Origin of the sequence: Mesorhizobium sp. M2A.F.Ca.ET.039.01.1.1 (genome assembly GCF_003998035.1) — a bacterium.
In the GTDB taxonomy this organism is placed as follows: domain Bacteria; phylum Pseudomonadota; class Alphaproteobacteria; order Rhizobiales; family Rhizobiaceae; genus Mesorhizobium.
This window is the reverse complement of sequence record NZ_RZRY01000485.1, coordinates 1-4,863: the sequence shown is the minus strand read 5'-3', so window position 1 is coordinate 4,863 and position 4,863 is coordinate 1. Positions and strand designations below refer to the sequence as shown.

At 58.8% G+C, this 4,863-nt stretch carries 5 protein-coding genes and 1 pseudogene; all 6 read left to right on the top strand.

Annotated features, from left to right (window positions below):
* The coding region (locus tag EOA24_RS27460) for a 7-cyano-7-deazaguanine synthase (RefSeq protein ID WP_133374632.1) at positions 1–425 on the top strand (425 nt) is incomplete at its 5' end.
* On the top strand, positions 425–781 hold the full coding sequence (gene queD / locus EOA24_RS27455) for a 6-carboxytetrahydropterin synthase QueD (RefSeq protein WP_126063824.1): 357 nt from the start codon (positions 425–427) through the stop codon (positions 779–781). The genes EOA24_RS27460 and queD, both read left to right, overlap by 1 nt.
* 5 nt (positions 782–786) lie before the next feature.
* The gene (gene queE, locus EOA24_RS27450; RefSeq protein ID WP_164752747.1) at positions 787–1,512 is read left to right on the top strand and encodes a 7-carboxy-7-deazaguanine synthase QueE; all 726 of its coding nucleotides are present in this window, start codon (positions 787–789) and stop codon (positions 1,510–1,512) included.
* Between the two features lie 770 nt (positions 1,513–2,282).
* Positions 2,283–3,035, top strand: a complete 753-nt coding sequence (locus EOA24_RS27445) for a carbonic anhydrase (protein WP_126063825.1) — start codon at positions 2,283–2,285, stop codon at positions 3,033–3,035.
* A gap of 160 nt (positions 3,036–3,195) precedes the next feature.
* Positions 3,196–3,392, top strand: a pseudogene (locus EOA24_RS43340) (7-carboxy-7-deazaguanine synthase QueE); the annotation flags it as partial.
* Between the two features lie 1,051 nt (positions 3,393–4,443).
* On the top strand, positions 4,444–4,863 hold a 420-nt coding region (locus EOA24_RS27435), incomplete at its 3' end, for an AAA family ATPase (protein ID WP_145992546.1).

Here is a 4,863-nt window from a genome sequence, read left to right as displayed (position 1 = left end):
CGGTGGTGCCGAACCGCAATGCCATCATGTTGGCAATCGCCTTCGGTCTCGCCGCCGCCCACAGCGCCGAAGCGGTGGCGGCGGCCGTGCATGGTGGGGACCATTTCATCTATCCCGATTGCCGTCCGGCCTTCATTGAAGCTTTCCAGACAATGCAAGACCGCGCGCTCGACGGCTATGCGCAGATACGCCTCTATGCACCGTATGTGAATCTCGGAAAAGCTGACATTGTTGCGGATGGCGCAAGATACGGCACCCCGTTTGCTGAGACCTGGTCCTGTTACAAGGGCGGCGTGCGTCACTGCGGACGATGCGGGACCTGCGTCGAGCGGCGCGAAGCGTTCCATCTCGCCGGGCACGCTGATCCCACCGACTACGAGGACGCCGATTTCTGGCTTGAGGCGCTGCGCAGGAGGCGCGCGTAATGTTCCACATCACCAAGGAATTCCACTTCTCGGCCTCGCATCAGCTCACCTCCTTGCCTCCCAACCATCAATGCGCGCGCCTGCACGGGCATAACTATGTCGTCGTAGTGGAGCTGTCGGCCAAGGAACTGGACGCCCACGGCTTCGTGCGCGACTATCACGATCTGGCGCCGCTCAAACGCTACATTGACGAGAGCTTCGACCATCGGCACCTCAACGACGTGCTGGGACATGAGAAGGTCACGGCGGAATGCCTGGCCAGACATTTCTATGAATGGTGCAAGGCACGTCTGCCGCAGACCGCGGCCGTGCGCGTTAGCGAAACACCGAAAACTTGGGCGGAATACCGTCCGTGACCGACATGCATCCCGCAATCCGTGTGAGCGAGATATTCGGGCCGACTATCCAGGGCGAGGGCGTGCTCATCGGCTTGCCGACGGTGTTCATCAGAACCGGCGGATGTGATTATCGCTGTTCATGGTGCGACAGCCTTCACGCGGTGGACAATCAGTATCGCCATGAATGGCTACCGATGCCGATCGATGCCGTGTGGCAAACCGTCCATGCGCTTTCCGGCGGCAGGCCGGTTATGGTCTCCTTGTCAGGCGGCAACCCGGCCATTCAGCCGTTCGGTCCCCTCATAGAACGCGGCCATCGCGAGGGCTATCGTTTTGCACTGGAAACGCAGGGTTCCGTGGTGAGGGAGTGGTTTGCGGATCTTGACGTGCTGACCCTTAGCCCAAAGCCGCCGTCCAGCGAGATGACCACCCGTTGGGCTGCGTTTGATGCATGCCTCGAAGCGGCGCAAGAGAAGCCGCAAATCGTGCTCAAGCTCGTCGTTTTCGACGAGAGTGACTATGCCTACGCCAAAGAAGTCGCGGCGAGATATCCGCACCTTCCGATCTATCTGCAACCCGGCAATCACACGCCGCCGCGCCCTGGCAGTGAAGACGCCTCTGTCGACTTGGACGGAATAATGATGCGAATGGAATGGCTTGTCGAAAGGGTGACTAGCGACAGGTGGTTCGAAGCCCGCGTGTTGCCGCAGCTGCACGTTCTGCTTTGGGGTAACAAGAGGGCGGTCTAGTCTGCGGCTTGCGTCGCACCGGAAGGCCGGGCTCCAACGGCTTGGCAGGCTCTCTTCGCGTGCCGAGTACAGCCGAGCTTTGTTCGCGTCAGCGGTCTCGCGATTGTGCGGCTGGAAACCGCCCGGACACCCCGCTGCCGGCGTGTGTCACCTTGACTCCGATGAGCTGTCGTCACGCAAAGTTGAAATCCGCAAGAACTGGCCTTCTCGCCCCACCTGCTCCGTCGCAAGCACGTCATCCCCTCATCCTTGTCCAGCTCTTATCGATGTATCTCATTGTCCGGCCTGACGCACGACTGTCAGCATGGGAATGCATCCATTGCGCAAATGCCTTCCATAAAGAAGATCGATTTCCTCACTGGCCCAACGTGAAATATAGCAACGTTTTCGTGGCGTGGGTCGGCTGCGTCGGGAGTAGCGATGAAAACGTATTAGGGTCGCCTGCGTCTCCTTGGGCAGCGAGTGTAAAGTATAGCGATGCGGCCTCCGGCGCGAACGGCAGCCGCGCAGTGATCACCTTCGCCTGTGCCTTTGCGGCGGGGGTCAAGCGCTGGTCTGCTCAAATTTTTTATCGTTTAGCTGGTTGAAACTGCTCCCGTTGCGGGCTGCAGAAGCCGGCCAGCCGAGAAACGGCAGCCGCACTTATGAAAGCACGCCAAGGCATGCGGGCATCTATCAGTTGCAAAGGACAATACTGGCCGCGCCGATTGGCCATCACGCGTCCATTAGGGCAGCCACCAACATCAGTTCGCAAGAGGAGCAAAAGTAATATGTATCGTCGTCACCTGATCAAAGGGTTGGTTGCGCTCGGCGCATGCCGGATTTGCGTTCAAGCCGCCCAAGCGACCAGTGCCCATTGGGGGTACACCGGTCCGGTCGGACCGGAGCACTGGGCTGATCTGGATAAGGAAAATTTCGTATGCTCTGCCGGCACGCAGCAATCGCCGATCAATATCAACAGCGCGGTCAAGGCGGATATCCCGCATATCGCCATCGGCTGGCACAAGGGCGGCGGCAATATGGTGAACAACGGCCACACCATTCAAATCAATATGCCACAAGGCAGCACGCTGACCCGCAGCGATCGTGTCTACGAACTGGTACAGTTCCATTTCCATGCGCCAAGCGAACATCACGTGGCGGGCAAGAGCTTCCCGATGGAGGTGCATTTCGTTCACAAGGACACGCAAAGTGGTACTCTGGGCGTGCTGGGCGTCTTTTTAACGCCCGGCGCGACAAATGCCAGCTTTGCTGCCCTTGCTGCGGCCTTTCCCGAACTGCCGAATGGGGAGGTGACGATCGACGAGGTGAATCCCAACTGGCTTCTGCCAGCCTCGCTTGGCTATTGGACTTATGAGGGCTCACTGACGACGCCGCCGTGCACCGAAAACGTCGAGTGGATGGTGGCGATGGAACCGGTTGACGTTGATCCGGCAGACATCCAGCGATTTGCCTCCCTCTACCCGTCGAACGCGCGCCCTATTCATTCACCCAATCGACGCTTCATCCTGCGCCAGAGTTGAGCGCCGCCCCAGCGGTTCCGCACGGTCCAACATTCTTGGCACAAGTTGGCGCGAAGCCTCCTCTTCCGGTCTGGCGGTCTGACGGCGCTCCCCAAGCTGGCTAGTCTAAATGATAGGGATTCGGTGCCGACACCACTCGTCCCAAAGACGTCGCGGCGAGGTTTGTCTGCAACCCGGCAATCACACGCCGCCCCGCCGTGGTAATGAAGACGTCTCTGTCGAGTCCGACGGAATATGATGCGCATGGAATCGCTGGTAGAAAAGGTGACCAGCGACAGGTGGTTCGAAGCCCGCGTCTTGCCGCAGCTGCACGTTCTACTCTGGGGTAACAAGAGGGTGGTGTATACCTTCTCCTAGCTTCGCCGCCAACTACTCGGTTTTCCGAATTGCTCTCTATATTCTTGAAGACGATGCGTTCGTTAAAGACATGTGCTGCGCACCTGGTGTAAAAGCTGCTCTCATCATGCAGAGGTCAAGCCAGTCGGGCTCATCCGAGGCTATGGCCGTGAGCACTGTTCAGTTCGGCAGAGAGGGCGCTTTTGTACACACTTTGCGATCGTGGCGGCCCCGTGGGCAGATCTGCAAGCTGCCGCGACACTAACCTCTCGAAGCCCGCCCGCCCGCCTGTTGATGCGTGTCTCCCAGTAAGATTCCTGTCCAAGAACGTGATAATCTTCTTGCCAGTGTTGTAGCTGATGTTGCCCTTGATGCCGCAGCCTACCGCGGCGGGACCAAACTCAATGGCAAGCAGGCCGGCTAGGATCGTGCAGCCAGTCGCGAGCCTCGCCCACAACGGGGTCTCACGCGCATGAGGGCGCCGACCATGGGTTCGGCGGTTCGTACGCGTATAACACGTATCTTTCTGAAAAAATCAATGCTCTCGGCTAAGCTACTGAATTATTTGGCTTCCATATAGCGCGTCGGCGGAACCAACTTGTAGACGGGCTATGAAAGGTTAAGCGCGGATGTCTATCGGCCGCCGGCGTTCCCGCTCTGTAAGCCTGCCTGAACTACCCGCGCCGCGGTCAAGCCCCAGGCTCCTGCTCATCCAGCGACCGCCCGATCAATGGCAGGCTGGAAAGACAAGAGCCGATGTCTTCCGATGGTCTCGCCATCAGCTTTGGGCTAACTTCCCCATTCTCCCGCTTCGAGCTCGACACACGGCGGTTTGGATGGCGCACGACAATCTGTGTCGGCTTTGTCGTGTCCGTGACAGACGCCTGAAAGGCCCGTTCGCGCGTTTTGCCGCCGTCTAAGCGGCTGGAATTTAATGACAAAGTTTTTTCTGGGATCGGCCGATCACGCTGGTACGCTTTTTGCGATGCTTGGTGTGAGGCGGCACGAGCTGCCTATCGGCACTTGTGTCGCGGGCAGTCGCGATGATTAGAACGAAGGAAGGAAAGCTATTATGTCAGGTCTGCGTCAGATCGCCTTTTACGGAAAAGGCGGCATCGGCAAGTCCACCACGTCCCAAAATACGCTCGCTGCCCTTGTCGACCTCGGGCAGAGAATCCTCATCGTAGGATGCGACCCCAAAGCCGATTCCACACGCTTGATCCTGAATTCGAAAGCTCAGGATACCGTCCTGGATCTCGCCGCACAGGAAGGTTCGGTGGAAGACCTCGAACTCCAGGACGTGCTCAAGGTGGGCTACAGAGGCATCAAGTGCGTGGAGTCCGGCGGCCCCGAGCCGGGTGTCGGTTGCGCCGGCCGCGGCGTCATCACCTCGATCAATTTCCTCGAGGAGAATGGCGCTTATGACGATGTCGATTATGTCTCCTATGACGTCCTCGGCGACGTGGTATGCGGCGGCTTCGCCATGCCGATC

Bases quoted from the DNA above. Each gene is read 5' to 3' on its own strand.
- queD (WP_126063824.1), top strand. From the start codon at position 425: ATGTTCCACATCACCAAGGAATTCCACTTCTCGGCCTCGCATCAGCTC.
- queE (WP_164752747.1), top strand. From the start codon at position 787: ATGCATCCCGCAATCCGTGTGAGCGAGATATTCGGGCCGACTATCCAG.
- EOA24_RS27445 (WP_126063825.1), top strand. From the start codon at position 2,283: ATGTATCGTCGTCACCTGATCAAAGGGTTGGTTGCGCTCGGCGCATGC.